Genomic DNA, 18135 nt, shown 5'->3' on the forward strand with positions numbered 1-18135 from the left:
CATGTTTAAACTCAAATCAGAGCTAAAACCTCAAAACAACAAACTGACGTCTTTTTTTCCAATCAATACTAAGGATAGGAAAGGCATTTTTGATTGGGACATCGTACTTGGTCATTTCGTAAAGTACGCTTATCGAAAGAGTGTAGCGAGCAATCAATTTGAGCAATTCAAATTAAAGTGCAAAGAGGATTTTGAATCAAAGTTGGACGAACCACAGTTTTGGCAACATCTTGAAAAAATGTATTTCAGTGGTGATGAACTTTATAAGATAAGTCCAGAGCTTCTACTGTTTAAAGCGCAAGACATTAAAGGTAGCTCGGCAAATAAGAGGCTAGGCGATTTGTTCCTGAACTTATTGCAGGACCATCATCTGCAAAAATCACCAAGTTTAAGTCTGAACTTTTTAGAGAAAGAGCTAGTTGAAACATTCAATAGCTTCACTGTCTCAGGGTCTAAAGCGGGAACCGTTTCTAAAGCACCGACAGAAGTGCCTTATCTCCCTTTTCTAAGAGAGCTGTTTATTGAAGACTTAGACTTTATTGCATCGAAACCAAAGTACTTCATAGAAAACATAACAGACTTTTTAAAGCTTTATGCATTCCTTTATACCGCGCAACTCACACTTAACTTAAGTGAATGGAGAGCGGGTGTACCTACAGCCAAACCATGCTATTTCATTTTGGATACCGAAAAAGCTTCAGATGAACGTAGCTATGTAAAAAGCTACGGTTATCGTCAGCTAGCTAAAAATTTCGATAAGGTTTTCCCATACTTGGCAATGAACGAAAGTCTCCAAGATAGTGCAGCCGTTAAACAGCCACTATGGTCCATTACGAGTCTTGAACATACCCAAGGAGCGCTAGACGCGCTAAACGCTTATGCGGTTGAGTTCAAAGAAGAGCGAAAATTAGAAATAGAGCTCAAAGAAGCAAGCAGCGTGGCAGATGCGGTAGATAACTTGTTGGCACTTTTCTATGCGCAATTTGGCAGGAGTGAAACACGTCATGACGTAAATGTTAATTTCTGCAAAGCCATAGAGTCAGAGCTATGTGGGCACTTTGTTCAGAGCCGAGGAAGAGCGGGCCGAGTTTTAGTATTTAATCAAGATTATATATTGCTTCTGACCAATATAGTTATTGGGAAGAGGGATCGCCTACGACTTCATGAGTTACTGAAAGAGTTTGAAGCTAGAGGTATCTTTTTTGATAAGCAAACACAAAAAGTGCTTGTAGAATTTTATGAGCGAATAGGTAACGTAGAAAGAATGAGTGACAGTGGAGACGCAGTTTATGTCAGAAAAACAGTTTGAGGATTTTTTAGCTGAAAAGCTTATAAACTGGGGCGCTGAGCATTTCTACAAAGGTTATCGTTACCAATTCCAGTCACCAGATAAGGGCAACAGCAAAAAGCTATTTGATGCGCTTTGCGCCAGAAAAGCAGGTTTCATTACTATCAGGCAAGTTGAGATGCCCTTTATTCAAGTTGGGGAATATAAGCTCTTAATTGTCTTACACAGTGAAGAAAAAGGCGACGGCTGTAGCGAAAACTTTATTTCTCATATTCGAGATGTAGTCGCTTCCCAGCAAAGTGAAGTGAAAGACTCTTGTCTTCTGATTATCCATAATTCAATGCTTGATACGTTGATAAATTCAGCTGAGAACATTGCTCAGCCAAACTGGATTTGGCACCCGCTAAAAATTAAAGAAGCATTAGAAGGGGAAATCGATCCGTTAAACGATAATAAGCTCGTTACTCAATGCTTATTAAGTCACCGTTTCGAGCAAATTGTCGATGACGGTGCAACGATGTTTGGGTTTGAAGAGCTCTTTAACGCGCTTGTAGATGATGGTGAAATCAGCTTCCATGAAATAGCACTGCTAAACGACCCTCTTCTGAAAGGATGGGACTCTCCGAATCAGATTGCGAACAGGCTTGAGCAAAACAAGCAAATGTATGAAAAGCTAGACTATATTACCCATCACTTTCCCACAAGCTTGGAGGAAAAGCTTGGGGAAGAAGACTTTAGCCCGTCTTTCATTAAAAAGTATTTCGATGAACAAGACCCAGAAGCATGGAAATACAACTTAGAGTTAGAAGCATGCTTACAAGAACAAAAGAAGAATAAGGAAAACCTTCTAGAGCTTGAAAAAGAATCTATCTCAGAGGGTAAATTACTAGTAAGAACGCAAGCAGATACAAAAGCCGGACGGCGCACTAAGAACATCATTTATGTGATCCCGGAAGGTAGAAATACCTTCGAGCTTGAAATCAGCTTCATTGGCGGAAAAGTAGAGAAAAAAGAGTGCAAAGTTCTCAACGCTAGCCAACCAAGTATCGGCTATAGTAACCCGGATAATGCGGGTGGAAAGCGCAGCCGCATCATGATTTCAGGCAATTATTACGATACTGCTACTTTCTTCACATTCCGCGTTAAGCGAGATAAATCTGCTGAAACTCATAGTTTTAAGGTGTTAGTAGTTAAAGAAAACGAGTTCTATCTAGACTCAATTGAGAACAGCTTCCTTATAGATCCCAAGTGCCAGCTAATTACTATTCAAACCGAAGAGAACAAGATTCAAATTGCTGAACATGGTAAGGAAGAAGCGCTTACTGAAAATGCGCAAGAGTTTGAAAACAGCACCGTAGGTATGGTTGATTTCGAACAGCTAGCTTCAGAATCTGACAATGTTGAGTTTGTAGTAAAAGGTAGAGAAACACAGTTAAGATTCAGCATCGAGGGAGCGGTAGCAACTGATGCGTTATCACTACCGCTTATGTTTAATCAAGAGCGTTTTAATCAACTGTTTAATAACGACTATTTTGCGGTATTTAATAGACGTAAGAGCAAGATCCAACTCGACAACCATGAAATAGCACCCAAAGGAAAGCGATTAACTCTTTTACAATGGGAGCAAGAGCTTCTTGATAACAATAGTTTGTATCGCCCAGTATCTGAAAATTTGCATGTGACCGTTGCGGATATCGCTGCAAGTTACCCAGAACTTTCTTCAGCGTACTCTACTTATTTTGCCTACCTGACTAATAACAACACCTTACCAAGTTTGAGCGGATGGGGCGATACTTACCAAGAGCTTGTTGAACATGTAGTGCGCACTTACAACGAAGCACTAAGAAGCATTCAGTACGATACTTTACTAAGCCAATCACAAAAGCAGTTAGTTAATATCGGCTTTGCAGAGTTCAACGGCGTTGAGTACATAACGCCATATCATCCTATGGTTTTAGCTTATCACCTGTATCTTGTGCAAAGGGTGGTACAAGACAAAACCAACAGCTTCAAGCAGCTGCCAAAAGTCACGCTTTCCAGATTAAATGCGCAAGGGTTAATGCCATTTATTTATGACCCTAATAATGAGTTTGGATACTGTCAGTATGAGACTGACAATAGTATGTGGTTACGTATTGTCCCTCATCAAGAAACTAGTTACGGCTATGTACAGAAACTGGTTAGGGATAAGGTTTCTGAGTTTAGAGATGCGTTTTCAAGCCTATTTGAAAATGGCGAACGGTCCAAGTTAATAATCAATTCCATAAACAATGGGCAAAACAAGGAAGTCTTTCTTGGCCTTGTAGATTTTATCAAACAATACAAAAATAAAGTCTGCCAGATTCACGTAAATATTTATGACGATGAAATAGAGTACTGTGAGTTTGACCGCTTTTCAGACACTGCAAGCTACGACGTTATTAAAGCAGAATATGGTTTAAACAAAGGAAAAGATAAGGATATTGCTGATACAGTCATTGACCTACTTAGAACGAGGTTAACTTACAGTAAATTCGAAAACGAGAAGTTAGAAGATGGCATTTTTAAGCCTCAGCATTACGCCCATATTTCCTTTTTTAAGAACAACGACAAAGTACAGTCTAGAGACCGCAACATTAACGAAGAATTAAGTGGCGTTGTTGCTGAGGGCTTATTAGCCGGCGAAGCATCATCTAGTGAGGAAGATAGCTATTCAACCGCCTTTGGCCTTAAAGGTATCGAGTATGATGACAAGCCCCACCTGCAAATTGCGGAACGTCTTAATGGTCTCATAAAACCTGCGCGAAAACCTGATGAGCAGTATTCACGCTCTAAATCGACAGCATTAGTAATAAGTGGTAAGTTTAGGAAACTTCTTCAATGTGCTTATTCGAGTTCAATCTGGACGACAATTATTGACCCCAAAGTGACACTGGACTTCTTTGACAACGATAAAAACGTTGTGCTGATCCACTATTCGGATAACTACACCAACTCAATAAATTATGACGCGATAACCGTTACTGAAGAATCTGATTTATACAAAAAAGTCCTCGAGCGTGACCAGGGCGGCATCATTGAAGAATTCAACGCATTCAATGGTGAGTGGCTTCTTAAAATGATCACCGCTAACGACAATGAGCGCAAAGAAAAACGCGGAATCATTGGTGCGTATAAGTTTGTAAATTGCTTGCTTAATAAATCTGATATTACCTGGGTTCCACTTTCAGTTGCCGAGATGTTGCGAGTTGCAGGTAATATTGGCTTGAAAATGTCAGAAAGTGACTTTTCAAAAAGTAATATTACAGGAAACATCAAGGGTGCTATTTCAGACGACGTTTTATTTGTAGGCTTTAAGCAAGATGCAATGGTGTTACTGCCTGTGGAAGTTAAAACGGGTAAGAAGCAAACACACAACAAAGGTGTACAACAAGCCAAAGAGCTTAAACGCTACCTTGAAGAAGATGTTTTAAAAGAAGATAGCTTAGCTGCCCAACTTTATCGAGGATTATTTGTAAGGCAACTGCTGATGCAGATAGATAAGTACAAGTTGTATAACCTGTACAATGAGAGCTACTTTGATGAGTTGCTTACTCGTCGTGAATGGTGGTTACAGGGTAAATATGCTATCGCTGATTTGGCAAATTACCCTGAAGGCTTCCTTGTATCACACGTAGAAAATGACACTTTCTTTGAGCCGGCTTTTGAGTTGAAAGAAAATATTCTCAAAATAGAGCTGCCAATAAGCAACCTTTCTATATTTATAAAAACACCGCTATCACAACTTTTCGAACAGCAGCCTGAAAAGCTTTGTCACATCAATAGCGAATACATTTTAAGAGATTCCACACTACTTGTAGATAACAAAATACAGTCAAAAGAAGACACTTCTTTAAGTGTGGATGAGCAGGAAACTGACTACAACTTTAACGCAGAGTCTAATGCCGAAAAGCCCGAAGTAAATGTAGCTGACGGAGTTTATGTGGAAACCAACGAAACTTTAAAGGTGTTAGTTGGTCATTCTGTTCAAAACCAAGCGCCAGTTTTTTGGGAACCAACAAATACTGCCAAATTCATGAATACCAACTCGGGTATTATTGGAACAATGGGTACAGGTAAAACTCAATGCACGAAATCTGTTGTTACTCAGCTCCATCGAAATCAAAAAAATAATGTTGATGGTAAGCCTATTGGTATCCTTATTTTCGATTACAAATCGGATTATGTGGATGACAAATTTATCAGTGCGACAAGCGGTAAAAAATATAATTTATTTAGGCTGCCCTATAACCCGCTGAGCCTGTTTGGTGATACACCAATGTTACCTGTGCACACTGCTCGTGGGTTCTCAGAAACAATGGCAAAAGCCTTTAATTTAGGACAGAGGCAGCAACTCAAACTAAGACAGCTAATTTCCCAAGCATACGATTTAGCGGGAATTAGTAAAGCAGACCCCTCAACATGGGAAAAGCCGGCACCAACTATTGCAGATGTATGGGCGTTGTTTTTGGACAGCGAGCCAGCTGAGGATTCACTTTACGCAGCGCTTGAAAGTCTTCATGAGCTAGAAGTATTCGAAAGCGATGTCAGTAAATGCACAAGTCTGTACGAACTCATAGACGGAATTACGGTAATCGAGCTGGCCGGTTACCCAAGCGAAATCCAAAGCCTGGTTGTTGCGTTAACGCTTGACCTCTTCTATTCGCAAATGCAAAAGCAAGGTAAGCCATCTGTACAAGGCGACCTTCGGCAAGTCACAAAGCTAATTCTTGTGGATGAAGCTGATAACTTTATGTCTCAAAACTTCCCTAGCTTACGAAAAATACTTAAGGAAGGGCGCGAATATGGTGTTGGCGTAATCCTTTCTACTCAGGATATAACTCACTTTAAAACGGGCGACAATGATTACTCTGCTTACATATTAAGCTGGATTGTCCATCGAGTATCTCAAATTAAAAATCAAGATATTAAGTCGCTCTTCAATAAAGACGATAAGACTGACCAAGAGTATCTAATGAAGTCGATACGCGAGTTAGAAAAACACCATAGCTTGTATGTAGATGGTGATAAGAAAATAACAAAGATCAAAGATAGGGCTTTCTGGGAGTTAACCTATGAGCGCAAATGAATTTGTTACTACTGAGTATCTGGTAATATTAGAGAAGAGTTCAGTCGGTGCGCTTTTTAATTTCATCAAGTCAGGTAATGACCTGAATCAGCTTATACAAAACGAGTCTAGCCTAATAATACAAAGCAACAAGTTGCATTCTGGAAACCTGAAACTTGATTATAAAATAAGGTGTGGCTCAGTTTCTGGGAAGGCGCAGAGGTACTTTTATATCTCTGTAAAAGGTAAAAATAATGAATTGCTACAGTATACAAAGTCTTTGCGAGAGTTAAAAAAAGCACTAGGCGAGCAAAATTTTATAATAGAAACCCTCCAGGATGACGTTTCTTTTTATTATTCTAGAAAAGCCTATTCAATAATTCATGAAATAGAGAATTTAATGAGAAAGTTCATTACATTTTTTATGATTGCTAAAGTTGGAAAGGACTGGGTATCTGACAATTTGCCAAGTCAAGTAAAGTCAGCATTAAAGAAAACAAAACCTCGAAAGTATTCATCAGAATTACAGAAATTAGATTTTAAAGACCTAGGATTTATCTTGTTCGACACTTATCAATTAGCCGATAATACGTCACTTTACAACAAAATAAAAAGCTATAAGAGTTCCGATGAAATATTGCTTAGTGACTTAAAAAACTTCATACCGCGTTCCAACTGGGATCATTTCTTCAGTGAGCAAGTAGAGATAGAAGGTCCAACGCTTAAAAGTAAATGGGAAAGGCTTTATGAATTAAGAAATTCAGTGGCACATACTTCGTATTTAAGCAGTGACAAATACGAAGAAATTAGAGACTTGGTCAGCGAATTAAAACCAACGCTCGAGAGGGCTTTTGAAAGACTCGGAAAACTTCAACTTGATACATCTGAACGATTAGCCATATCCGATAGAGTTGCAACTACCCTAGATGCAAGAGTAGGCGCTTACTTTTCCGATATAAACTATTTAGAAAAAGAAATTCGAGCATTATTACCCAATGCTCATGAAATGCCACTAGCTGAATTGATTGATGAACTCGTTCGAAAAGGAGAAATTGAAAATTATACGGGTGAAAAAATACGAAAGTTGATTCACTTAAGGGGAAGTGTATCTTTTAATAGTATCACATCAAAAGAGAATATAAATGAACTTGCTAGCCAACTGCATGATGTTCAAAGTCAAATACAGAAGTCATGGAGTAAAGAAGTATATTTTGCGTTGAAAGCGCTAGGTGGACGAAGTCAGCTAGATAAGATTTATACCCAAGTAGAAAAGCAAACCAATAGGAGGTTGTTTGGTTCATGGCGCACAAGTGTGAGAAGAGCGATTTATTTTCACTCTTCTGATGTTGAGCTCTTCAATGGGAAATACGATATTTATAAACAAATATCAAAAGGAGTTTGGATGATAAGAAAAAGTATAGACCCCACCATGTTAAGAGAATTTTTGGGAGGGGAGGATGCCAAAAATTAGAAAAAACTCATGGGTCGGGATTTTTCCAGAAGTAACCAGTAGACTTGGTAATGCCCTAAAAAGCTTAAGGTTTATTGCATACTTCACTGTTGGAATACTTTTTGTGGGTGGTATCGGGGTTTGGCTTCCTCCACTAATTGACGCTGATGGAAATATTTCTTGGATAGAAAGTCAAAGTGTATTCACTTTTTCAGTGGCGATACTTGGAACTTTATTCGTTGAAGGTTTTCTTTCTAAGTCAAATCAGCAAAATTTCGCTGCATTGGGTTTAATTATTGGGATAATAGCTTTTATAACTTCCTTGTTAGGTTATGTTTTTTGTCCTTCTGGTTTATCAATCGCGGTAAACATTGGCGCTCTCATATCGCTCCTACTTTTCTTGATGGCTAATGTTAATGATCCGAGGTTTGATGATGATGATGAAGAGATCGTTGCTTCTTCTACAGGATATAAAGCTGCAAACGCAGATATGATTAAGGATAACAGTTAATGAGTAATTTTCCTCTCAAAGTGCCAGCGATCAAAGTCGAGCAACCTTTAGGTGATTTCTATGTAGTTACATTGACGGCTAAGCAGTTATTGCAGACATGTTACACGATAAAGGCTGAAATACTTCAAGATGAAGAAGAGACAAAAACAGGATATCTTGGAACATTCGTAAATCGATTAGTTGGAAACCAGCGAATTCGTACCACTAAGCGTCTTGACGAAATAAAGCGATATACTGAGACTGTAGATGCAAGCTTTCCTAATTCAATTATTTTAGGCGCAAATTATGACCAAGATGGCAACCTTATTACAAATTTAAAAGAGCGCTGGACTGTTGAAAATGTTGGCGGTAATTTTTATGAGTTGACAATACCAACCTCTAAAAAGCTTGCTTCAATAATAGATGGTCAACATAGAGTGTTTGGGTTTGAAAACTCTTCGTCCCAGGATATGAATCTTCTGTGTTCGGTATATCTTGACCTTCCTCTACCTTACCATGCAAAGATATTCACAAATATCAACATTAATCAAAAACGAGTTGACAAAAACTTAGCGTATAACCTTTTTCAGTTTGATATGGAGCAAGGCGAGCCTAAGTCATGGACGCCCGAAACTCTAGCTGTTTATTTTGCTAGAGTGTTAGCTGAAGATACTACTTCACCGTTACAAGGAATGATAAAACTCGGATTGGCAAATACACAAACAGAATCATCGATTTCGATGGCTTCGATAATAGACGGCATACTTTCATTAATAACAACAAATCCTAAGAAAGACAGAGAATTAATGCATACAGTATCTATCGATGGTGGCAGAGATAGAAGTTTATTAAATGATGAGGCGTCTACTGCTCCCTTGAGAGACTTGTATTTATTAAATAAGGACAAAACATTCTTTAATATTATAAAAAGCTATTTCGGTGCTTTAAAGAAAGTGCTTTGGGAATATGAAGTTTTTCGTAAAACCCTTGGAGTGCATGCATGTTTCGATTTTCTTAAGTTTGTTTGCAAAGATTATGATGGAACAGAAGAATTTAATGAGGAATATTTTTTAGAGTTACTGAGTCCAGTAAAAGAAATTAATTTTGACGACCAGTTTTTTGGTATCCAGACAAAATTAAGAAGCAGAGTTAGAAACTCAATGTTTTTGGCTGCTAGTTTGAAATCTTTAGCAGACTTAAAGCTAAACAATGACGAGCAAAAGTTATATCAAATACTTTTAAACGGAGCGGGAAAGACAGCCTAAATGTCTCATCTAGGCCGTATAGCTCAATAAAATTACACTTTAGACTTTATACTATAAGCTGATATGTCTCTGAGGGTTCTAAAGTTTCGAAGATTTCCAACCCCATGCTCAACATGAGCAGCCCAAGCTTGTTGAAGCTGCTTACCCTCTAAATCAGGGTAAGTATGTTTCAACAAAAGCTCTGTCATCTCTTGAGTGCGCCCTAGCCAAGTAATCTTATCCAATGTCAAACTTCCATTGGTGGCGTACTCTGTGGCTGGGTCATACCTGAAGTCAGACTCTATCGAACGGAAAAATGCGATACGAGCTGATACGTTTGGGGTTACTCCAGTGTAGCCTTTTAACTTCTTAAGTTGCTCTTCCACAGTACGTGATAATTGCATTCTATTAGGTAGCATTAGGCAATCTCCGCTTTTTCATTTTCCCAGAAGTAGCCCTCGGTTACTGAGGAACAGCGTGTGGCTTCGTCAAAGTTAATTTCAAACGCATGCGACACTTCTGGCTGTAAAATGGAGTAGAAATCAGCATCGACTTCGGTATCTGTAGACAAAAGAATGACCTGCTCGCCAGCTTCTGGGAAATAGTGCTTTATAAGCTTATCTCTGTGTTTAGAATCGAGTCTGCCAAGCGGAGTGTCTACAACAACAGGCAGTACTTTCCCTGATAACTTACCTAGGGCTTCTAGTATTGCGAAAGCAAAAATTTGCTTTTCGCCAGCAGAAAGCGACTTTCTATTAATTTCCATTCCATCCAGGTCGACTAGTGCTACATCGAAGGTTTCAGGATTTATTTTTGCTGTCAGCTTTAAATCTTCTTTTCTAGCAAGCTTTCGGTAAGCCAAAGCAAATAGCTCTTCAAGTTGGGCAACTCTTAGTTGCGTTAACTGCTTAGAAAACTCCTGTAACGCACCTTGTGTTGAGCTCACTCGTGCAACCGCCTTTTGCAACGACTTTTCATTTTTCTGTTGGTTAAATAATTTTTCAAGTCTTTTAGCTAGTTCCAGCGCTTTAGCCATCGACGTTTGTGCTTTTTGAAGTACATCCTTATAAACGTCTTTTTCTTTTGCCACTGCTTTGTCTAATTCTCGTAAGCGCTCATATAAACCAATCAGTTCTTTTTCGTCTGGCGCTCTTTGAATTCTGAGCGTTAGGGAGTCTAAGTCTGATTCGGCTGCAGTTAATTCCGATAGGGTGTTGCTCAGCCTAGCTTTTGATTCACTTGCATCGTCGCGTAAACTTTCAAGCTGGTGGAATTCTCTATCAGAGATATCTAGGTTTATAGTACCTTCAGCATTGGTACGCCCCTCAGATTCCATATAGGTTTTAAGTAGCTCATTAACTTGTACTTCATCTGCCGCTAGCGCCGATGACAATGTAGTAGCAAGCTTTTCAGTTTGTGCTAGAAAATGCTCGTTGAAAGACTGTTTAGCCTTAAGTTCTTTTTCTTTAGCAAGTTGTTGGAACAGCCCGTTTATGGCGTTTGGCGCTAAAGACAAAGGAAATGCACCATCTAGTTCGTGGAGTACCTTGCCCTTGATGGTATCTATTTCACGTTCTAGCGACTTTTGTTTGCCTTTTTCTTCGTCTCTTGTGATAGCAAAAGCACCACCGCGTTCTTGAATGCTTTTTTCGATTTGACTCATTTCAAAGCGAAGGCTGGTAATCTTCGGGTACAGCTCATTCGCTTGCTCTTTGTAAGCTTCTGCTTCTGCTTTAAAGCTTTCTTTTTGCTTTTGAAGGTCCGTAATTTCTTTTTGGATAGTGGCTGAAGCTTTACCTTCACTTTCTTTATTAAGGTATATATCTAAATCAATATTCAGCCTTTCTATAATATCCAACCCCAGCAGTTTTTGAACCGCTTCTTTAAGGTAAACTCCTGTATCATCTTCAGCCAATTCAGCAATCTTCTCACCGTCGAAAAAGAACAGGTCTCCTATACCCGGAGGAATCATTTCTGAAATAACTGACTGAATTTGTTCTGAGGTTAAGTTTGAATCTTCGTCTGCGTGCTCAAAGCTTATCTTTTCTTTACCATCAACGCCCCAAGTACGAGTGATTGTAAATACGCCGTGTTTACCTTGATGAGTGTGTGTAAACGCTAGGCTAATTGATGCTTTTGCCGAGTTATCTTCTTTTTTTGCTTTGTTATTTAACTGCTGTGAAAGGTAGTCTGCATATTCTTTATTATTTGGAATAGAACTAAGCGCTCGTCTTCCCAACAGAAGCAGTCGTATGGCAGTAAGAATAGATGTTTTACCTGCACCATTTAAACCGCCGAACAGAATAATCGGCTTAGATAGCAGGCCATCCTTTTTAGGCTGTAAATCAAGAGAGTGCTCGCCGTTGAACACTCGAAAATTCTTCATGGTTAGCTTTTTAAAAATCATAACTGCATCTCCTTATTTAAGGATGCTGTGATGGCGGCTAACTCTGCTTCGTAGTCTTGCACTTCTTTCGACTGATTAATTTGATTTTGCCTACTGTCTTTATTCTGTTTAATAATTTCTTCGGCTGATTCCCAATCCTGCTGGATGAGCCTTCCTATCTTTTTGTAAATACCAGTGCGTCGGGAAAGCCCAGACATTGAAATTTCTAAATCGATGAGCTTTTTAACAAGCTGAGGAGAAACACCGTATTCTGGTGCTATTTCGGTTATCAGCGCAGCATCTTCTCTACTAAACTGGTTAGTATCATCAACAGACCAGTCAAGGTCGTAACCAAAGACTTCGTTGAAAATAATAGGTAAATCATCGTCCCAATCAGGCTCATTAGGGTCGTTTAACCACTCATGACGCACCGCGTGTAACTCAGGCACGGTAATCAGCTCTACGTCTCTACCCGAATCTGCTAGTTGCTTTTGAATATTCAAAAGTAACTTTAAGGCAACTTTACGATACTTCAGCTTATAAGGGCCTGTAGTGTAATCGTCGGTTAAAATTTTCTCGCCATCTTCACGAAGCGTTTTAAACGCTAACCTACCGTCTCTTCTTATGTGGCTCCGATATTTCTTCTTAAGCTTTGGAGAGGTGCTACGTGACAATATATTCCTGTACTTAAGTAAAGGCAGCATCCACGTTTCACCATTTTGCACTAGGCTTTCCATTGCTCTGTCTTTTGTGACAACGGTGCATGTCCAGCAGCCAAAGCGAGAATTACCGCAAGAGGGTGTTGTCTCATCAATAACCATAGGGCATTCGCCCTGACCAGAGGAGTCTTTATAAAGGTTCCATAAAACAAGGTTTTTACCACCCCATGGTGTTTCCCACTCAAGGTCATACTTGTCGAACCATTTATTTTTCATACCGTAGGGAGTTTCTTGTTGCTCGAGATGACAAAAACGAAGAATTTTCCAGACGTCATCTACAGCCCACATATCAATTGGCGTGTAAATGAAAGCATTTGATAGCGTAGTGTGCTTCGCCAAGTCTGAGCCATCAATTTTGTGTTTAGCAATAACTTGTGCACGTGAAGCACTTTCTTGCGATCTAGAGCCAAGAACTACAATAACTTCATCATACTGATTTACTTTGTCGGTAATGAAAGTACTTACTGGGTCTATCTTCATTCTCTCAGTGCACCAGCGGAAATTACGTGTAGGTGCGGGATAGCCTTTACCAAGAAGGTTCGACCAAAAAGTTTCATTCGTCTTAGGAACGACTTTATGCGAAGTGATGGGTAACTTATCGCGCGCCGCGCCTCGCTGAATTGCCTCAAGAGAGCGGTTTACGTGGTTTACTACAATAGGCGTTTCAACCAATGTATCAGATGCAACGACAAACACGTGTTTGTGGCGTTCTTCAGGTTTTAAACCTAATAGCGCTAAGTAAACAAGTACCATTACAGCAGAAGAGTCTTTACCCCCACTGTAGCCAATAACCCATGGTCTAGTATCTTGTAAATAAACGCGCTGAACGTTGGCTACGTAGTCTTTTAGTGGGAGACCAGAAAACTCTTCCTGCTCGATGAACTCAATATAGTCTTCGAGATCGAATTGCTTGGCTAATGTCATGAGTCTAATAAATCTTTTTCTTTTTGAAGGTCATCTTGAGATAACTCAAGCCCTAGTTGGCGTTTAATTTCTAGTGCTGTGAGAAATATGTTTGAGCTAGCTTTGGATAGCTTGCCGTGCATCATTGCGCGTTTAACCCATTCAGGGTTGGATTTTCGCCAATTGACAGAGTTAAGCTTTTCCAACGTTGCTATTCTCTCTTCTTCAGCAAAGTCCAATAAGTGATTCCCAACAATCGCAATGGCTTGAAGGGCGATACCGTGTGCCGTCAAATATTCTTGACGAAACTCACCTACAGCAAGCTCTTTATCCTGTACTAATTGCCACTCGGGCATATTATCATTAATGCAATTCCAAAACTGCAAAGCGAACTGTTTTTCATCTTCAGAAATGTCGTCTTTGGGGCCTTTTCCTAGCAACGCTCTAGTTGCGTGTTTGATTGCGCTTAGAGCAAAAATCTTATTGCTCTTTATCGGGATGCTTCCCTTTTCCATTTCGGTGAACCCAATAAATGGCTTGGCGTTATTCGCAAGATATTTTGCTACGCGCGCGCCTGGGTCTCTATCATCGTAAAGCGTTGAAAGCGATGAGGAAGGGCGGATTGCATGCTGGTTTAAATCGGCAAACATCTGTTGGCTTCTACTTAACCCTTCATCGATGTAAAACACTATTGCGATATTGTCTTGGCCGAGCTCTGGCTTATGCTTAATCGCTTCTTCAATTGCAGCTCTGCGATGCTGCCCATCATTGATTAGAATGCTCGTATTCATAGAGACTTTTAGCGTGCCAATATTGGGTGCGTTTTCTTGCTCTATAAATGAAACTTCGCTGCCTACTGATGCAGTGAGTGCTGAAAAAACATAGTCATCTGGATTGTCAACCAAATACCTACTCATCTCTGGAATTCGAGTTTTATTCAGTGTGCGCTGAGCACGTAACTCTGGCGGCACTTCTTCTTCATCGTAAATAAAGATTTTCGGTATGATACGAAGAGGGCAAGTTGCAATGTAAAATGGTCTTCCGGCTTGAACGCCACGAACTGCTGGAAAGGAATAGCAGAAATCATTATCTAAAGTATTCAAAATTTACCCTCCTTGATTACTACGTAAAAATTTTACGTAATTTTTTGTGAAAGTAAATAATTTATCTTTTTTTACGTAAAATTTAATTATTGAAAGCTGAGAGTATACATCTTTGGGAAAAGAAGGGTGAGCTGGACTTTAGGCTCGATTTTCGCAGATGTAATCTGCTTTGTTACTCAATACAGCATCGGAATGCTCGTCGACATAATCAAAAAAGTCCACATCTTGATCCGCCATTTTGATCTTAACTCTTTCTTTTAATTTGGGCGCGCTGCTCTGTTCGAAATCCTCATAACCTAGTAAAGTGAGTTTACCTGAATTTATATGGATTTTAATTAGCTGTATGTCTTCAAGTTCACCATAAAGTTGCAAGGCTGAGCTTACGTACACCCTCAACAGTGGCGACAGCAAATCTAAGTATTGTTTATGAAAGGTTAAAGAGTGTGGCTTCTGGAATTCTTCTGCCAATACGCTTTTAGGCAAGGTTTTATGGGCTTCTAAGCATTCAGCTTCTATCATCTCTACATCTGCTATTTGAAAGAGAAGTTCTTTCGCTAGCGTTTGTGCATTTTTGTTAGTGTCGAAGAAGGCTTTTATGTCACGTTTTGTTTGCTCTGGCTGGTATTTGTATGGCTTTCTTTTACCAAAGTGGCCCACTGCGAAGTAAACGAGCAAATCTTCGGTGCGCATTTGCTGAGCAATATTTAAGTCACCATTGCCATAAAAGTTTAGGCACAGCCTAAAAGCTTTTTTCATAGTGCCAACAAGTTCTATTAACTCGTCAGCCTTACCAAATTCATCTTTCGCGGGTGCTCTGCCTAGTAACAAGCAAGTTTTCCAATATTCCTCAAACAGCTCGCTGTGTTTGGTGAATAAAAGCTGTGTATTGGCTTCTTTGATATCAACAGGCTTAGACTTATGCTCCCAAGTTCGCGTTCGCTTATGTCGGTTCTGAAGATAATCTTGTTCTAGATACTTATCTTTGAATACGAAATATATCCCGGGGGCTACTGCAATGGCTGACTCATCTAAGCTCAGCTCAATGAACATTTTTAGTTCGCTTTGCGTGAAGTACTTTTGAAAGGTATTTCGACTAGTGATAATGCCATCTTTATATGGCGTGAACTTAGCAAGGTAGCTTTCGTTTGCCAGCATAGCCGAGATAACAAGAAGCTTATCGGTAAGGGCCCAAGCGCCTTGGATAGCTTCCATACGTTCGTTTCTTTCTTCAATTACGTTAATTACAAAACCAATGTTAACCAAGTCAGCGTTTACTTTATCTGCGTCTGGCAGAAAATTTGGATCCCACCCGAGAGCATCTAGCCCATGCGCTTCAAGTTCTCGAAGATCATCTCCTCTACCGCACCCGTAATCAAATATGGAATATTGACCCTCCAGAAAGCCGTGCTTTGCTAACACCTTCATTGGGGCCGATAGTTCGTAGCGTACTATTGCGGTTTTATCGCGCTCAATTTTTTTATCATCTTTATTAAGTAGTAATGCAGAGTTTCGAAACAAGCGCCCGTCTACAAGTTCGTAGCCATGCGCATTTATCAAAGCCTCCCAAGACGCTTTAAACCCAATATGCCGCGAGTTGTCATAAAGGCCTGCTTGCTCACCCTCTTCGGTAATCTGTTTAAACTCTTCGTATTGCGGATGGTCGGGCAAAACCATGGTTTCTTTGCGGTGAAGAATAGGCGGGTTATCGTAGTTAGAATAGTCTGTTACTTTATGAGATAGCTTCTGCAGGTCTACGGTTACACTTTGCTTTAAGGCGGGGTAAGACTCTTCTTCAAAAGTGGGGTAGTGCAATAAACTTAATGAAAACTGCTTTCTAGAAAGCTTGATTAAGTTCCAGTGCTCCCGAGGGATTTTCAGCGCTTTGCCAACAGCTAAAACAACGTTGCGTAGTTTATCCGGTAGTTGCATTAATGTGCTGTCATGCACGTAAATGGCATCGGGAAGCTTTTTTCCTACTTCCAATTTATCAACCAACGATTTAAATAAAGCTGCGTCCACTACAACCCCTCTGCCAATATTATTGCTTGATCGCCAAATGCCTTTTTACCTGGATAGCGCCTACCATTTTCGCTTTCACACATAATTTGCAGGTGCTTGAGCGGGTCGGTTAAATGAATACTGACATGAAGTGGCCTTTTATTACCATAGTAGTAAATACGATCGTAATTTAGCTTTTGCGTAATGAAACGAACGATATTGGAAGTTGGAAGGCCTTCAATGTAGAAATCACACGCAGCACCACCCCGGCTACATATTTGTCTACCTGCACTGTTGATTTCGTATGATGAATGCTGATCTAGTGTCGGGGCAGTGCCGCTAGGTGATGACTTTTGGATATGTTTCTTTAGTTCGAACGAAGTAAAGCCATATGTAATTATTGGATTACCTAAAGAACGGTTTACAGGTAGAAGAACTTCATATAGTAATCGCTCTAGCGCTAATTTCGATTTCTGCTTTATTGGCTCGTTAGTTTTTGGGAAGTCATGTTTTTTCTTATGCCAGTTCAATAAAGCATTTCCTAGCGGGTGGTTAAGTGCCGAGTGCCCGTTGGGTAATGAATAAAAAAAAGAACCTCCGCGTTTTTCAAACGCAATCTTACCGAGTGTTCGCAAGTGCATTAACTGGCAGTCGGTGATCCTAAGTATCGTTTTAGTTTCTGTGCTAGTTAATTCACTCATATTGGATTCTTAGTTGCCAATTAGAGTATCAGGTTCACATAAAACTAGCGGTACGCAAAATAAAAAATTAAACGAAACATCCTTGTTTCATCAATCTTACCCTTTTGTATTAACGCTATTTAGCATCTAAATATTTGTATGTTTTATAGCTACTGTTACAAAACAAGTCTACGTGTGCATTATCTATAATTGAACCGTCACCATAAAGTCCCGTCAATTTAAAGCCAGTGTAGCCTCCATAACTATTCTTAGCATTTACATCGAAACAAACGCACTGAACAGCACCTTCTAAAAGCTCGGGATTGCTTTTAACTGATTCAGTGTCTATTACGCTGATACGAATGTTTCTATATTTAGCTGAATCAGGGTCCTTCAATGCGTAAGACATTATTTCTTTTGTTTTAGAAATGATTTGAGCGTCTTCTAGCTTATAAAAAGCATTCTGAGATGGGCTAGTCAGATATCTTGGGGTCGCCATGCAGCCACTAAGAATGATGAAAGAGAAAATAATTAAAGAAAGTTTAAAAAAACAACTGGTTTTCAATTAGATACTCCATTAAACGAACGTTAAAATTCGGGTGCGGAGAGTACCAATGTTTTTTGAAACTGACTAGGCCCATTTTTTCTAAGTGATTAAAGTTTGCCCTTTATAGAAGGGCGCTAGTTAAACTGATGTTCCTAATTCTTTTACTAATTAGCCAACAGTAAACCAGCCGCCCGAGTCCGGTAACTCAATTAATGTAGCTTACCCAGAGTTCTTTCATTAC

12 protein-coding genes are annotated in these 18135 nt (G+C 39.6%); 5 read left to right on the top strand and 7 right to left on the bottom strand.

Features of this window, described 5'->3' with window-relative positions:
• Position 1: 1 nt before the first annotated feature.
• From dptG to EP13_RS00415, 5 genes are read left to right on the top strand one after another with little or no spacing between them, the layout of a single operon-like run.
• Entirely contained in the window at positions 2–1309 is a 1308-nt protein-coding gene (dptG, locus tag EP13_RS00395; protein WP_044055459.1) for a DNA phosphorothioation-dependent restriction protein DptG, read from the top strand.
• The gene (gene dptH / locus EP13_RS00400; protein ID WP_044055460.1) at positions 1290–6395 is read left to right on the top strand and encodes a DNA phosphorothioation-dependent restriction protein DptH; all 5106 of its coding nucleotides are present in this window, start codon (positions 1290–1292) and stop codon (positions 6393–6395) included. The genes dptG and dptH overlap by 20 nt, the downstream gene beginning before the upstream one ends.
• Positions 6382–7845, top strand: coding sequence for a HEPN domain-containing protein (locus EP13_RS00405; RefSeq protein WP_044055461.1), 1464 nt, complete (start codon positions 6382–6384; stop codon positions 7843–7845). The genes dptH and EP13_RS00405 overlap by 14 nt, the downstream gene beginning before the upstream one ends.
• Complete coding sequence (locus EP13_RS00410) at positions 7832–8335, top strand: hypothetical protein (RefSeq protein ID WP_044055462.1); 504 nt, start codon at positions 7832–7834, stop codon at positions 8333–8335. The genes EP13_RS00405 and EP13_RS00410 overlap by 14 nt, the downstream gene beginning before the upstream one ends.
• Positions 8335–9579, top strand: a complete 1245-nt coding sequence (locus EP13_RS00415) for a DGQHR domain-containing protein (protein WP_052364219.1) — start codon at positions 8335–8337, stop codon at positions 9577–9579. The genes EP13_RS00410 and EP13_RS00415 overlap by 1 nt, the downstream gene beginning before the upstream one ends.
• Positions 9580–9611: 32 nt before the next feature.
• Here the strand turns inward: EP13_RS00415 and dndE are convergent, their stop codons facing one another.
• The 7 genes from dndE to EP13_RS18815 all read right to left on the bottom strand — a co-directional run bounded on the left by dndE (position 9612) and on the right by EP13_RS18815 (position 17912).
• Positions 9612–9977, bottom strand: coding sequence for a DNA sulfur modification protein DndE (dndE, locus tag EP13_RS00420; RefSeq protein WP_044055463.1), 366 nt, complete (start codon positions 9975–9977; stop codon positions 9612–9614).
• Entirely contained in the window at positions 9977–11965 is a 1989-nt protein-coding gene (gene dndD, locus EP13_RS00425; RefSeq protein WP_044055464.1) for a DNA sulfur modification protein DndD, read from the bottom strand. Before dndD ends, dndE begins: the two co-directional genes overlap by 1 nt.
• On the bottom strand, positions 11962–13587 hold the full coding sequence (locus EP13_RS00430; RefSeq protein WP_044055465.1) for a DNA phosphorothioation system sulfurtransferase DndC: 1626 nt from the start codon (positions 13585–13587) through the stop codon (positions 11962–11964). Before EP13_RS00430 ends, dndD begins: the two co-directional genes overlap by 4 nt.
• Positions 13584–14669, bottom strand: a complete 1086-nt coding sequence (gene dndB, locus EP13_RS00435) for a DNA sulfur modification protein DndB (RefSeq protein WP_044055466.1) — start codon at positions 14667–14669, stop codon at positions 13584–13586. Before dndB ends, EP13_RS00430 begins: the two co-directional genes overlap by 4 nt.
• Positions 14670–14807: 138 nt before the next feature.
• Positions 14808–16688: a DNA phosphorothioation-associated putative methyltransferase gene (locus EP13_RS00440; protein WP_044055467.1), complete on the bottom strand. Its 1881-nt coding sequence runs from the start codon at positions 16686–16688 to the stop codon at positions 14808–14810.
• A complete protein-coding gene (locus EP13_RS00445) occupies positions 16688–17368 on the bottom strand; it encodes a hypothetical protein (protein ID WP_052364220.1) in 681 nt (226 codons plus the stop codon). The genes EP13_RS00440 and EP13_RS00445 overlap by 1 nt, the downstream gene beginning before the upstream one ends.
• 115 nt (positions 17369–17483) lie before the next feature.
• Complete coding sequence (locus tag EP13_RS18815) at positions 17484–17912, bottom strand: hypothetical protein (protein ID WP_052364221.1); 429 nt, start codon at positions 17910–17912, stop codon at positions 17484–17486.
• Between the last annotated feature and the right edge of the window lie 223 nt (positions 17913–18135).

The sequence above is a fragment of the Alteromonas australica genome (assembly GCF_000730385.1).
Lineage (GTDB): Bacteria > Pseudomonadota > Gammaproteobacteria > Enterobacterales > Alteromonadaceae > Alteromonas > Alteromonas australica.